The following is a 917-nucleotide window of genomic DNA, read 5'->3' on the forward strand; positions in this document are numbered from 1 at the left end:
GACCTGCGCCGCGCCCTCGATGCGCTGGTGGCCGGCGGCCTCAGCAACCGGGAGGCGGCCCGCACCCTGGCCGAGCGCAGCGGCCACAGCCGCCGGGACCTCTATGCCCTGCTGCACCGCGAGCCGTCAGACTGAACCAGCCGGTTCTGCCATGCCCCGATGCTTCTGCGCCTGCGCCTCCTGTGCGGCAGCCTGCTGGGCGGCACCCTGCTGCTGACCCTGCTCTGCCTCGGGGCCCAAAACCTGGAGGTGCGCCCCCAGCTGCGCTTCGGCTTCGCCCGCAGCGCGCCGCTGCCGGCCGGCTTCATCGTGGGGGTGGCCCTGGTGCTGGGGGTGATCAGCGGCGGTGCCAGCGCGGCCCTGCTGCTGCCCGGCAGCCCACCGGGAGACGAGGGCTGAGGCCTCAGCTGCCGGGAAGGGCGTAGAGGGCACCCTCGATCACCACCCGGCTGATGCCCTGGGCCAGCAGGTAGGGGGCGGTGAGCTCGAACACCTTGAGGTCGGGCAGCTTGATCACCCGCTGGGTGCGGCCGCACTGGCGCTTGGCCTGGCGGGGGTTGAGGAACACCACCAGCGCCTGACGCTCCAGCTCGGCGTCCGGCAGCCGGCCCAGCTCGGGGAACTCGCTCAGGGGCCGGGCCTGCAGTTCCACGGTCTTGTCGACCAGCATGTAGGCGCTGGAGGGCAGGGCGGCGCTGGCCAGGGGCTGGAGCCGGCCGTCGGCCCCCGCCGGGGCGCCGTCGTCGAGCAGCACCACGGGGATCGGCTGGAACGGGTTGATCGCCCCGTCGGCCCCATCATCGGCACCCTCATCGTCAGCGTCGTCACTGGTGAGCAGGTCGTCGTCATCGGCGCCGAAGTCGTCGGCATCCTCGATCGCCAGCACGGCGGGGCCGTCCTCCGCCACCGCCTCGGCC

2 protein-coding genes and 1 pseudogene are annotated in these 917 nt (G+C 73.5%); 2 read left to right on the forward strand and 1 reads right to left on the reverse strand.

The genetic code is table 11. The features are described from left to right. The first annotated feature begins 3 nt into the window (after positions 1-3). Both VB737_RS17015 and VB737_RS17020 read left to right on the forward strand, forming a co-directional pair. Complete coding sequence (locus tag VB737_RS17015) at positions 4-135, forward strand: hypothetical protein (RefSeq protein WP_500314711.1); 132 nt, start codon at positions 4-6, stop codon at positions 133-135. A gap of 24 nt (positions 136-159) precedes the next feature. Then, positions 160-399, forward strand: coding sequence for a hypothetical protein (locus VB737_RS17020; protein WP_216918743.1), 240 nt, complete (start codon positions 160-162; stop codon positions 397-399). Positions 400-403: 4 nt separating this feature from the next. Here VB737_RS17020 and VB737_RS17025 read toward each other — a convergent pair. Further along, positions 404-917: pseudogene (locus VB737_RS17025) on the reverse strand (hypothetical protein); the annotation flags it as partial.

This window comes from Synechococcus sp. BA-120 BA3 (assembly GCF_034931285.1).
In the GTDB taxonomy this organism is placed as follows: Bacteria; Cyanobacteriota; Cyanobacteriia; order PCC-6307; family Cyanobiaceae; genus Cyanobium.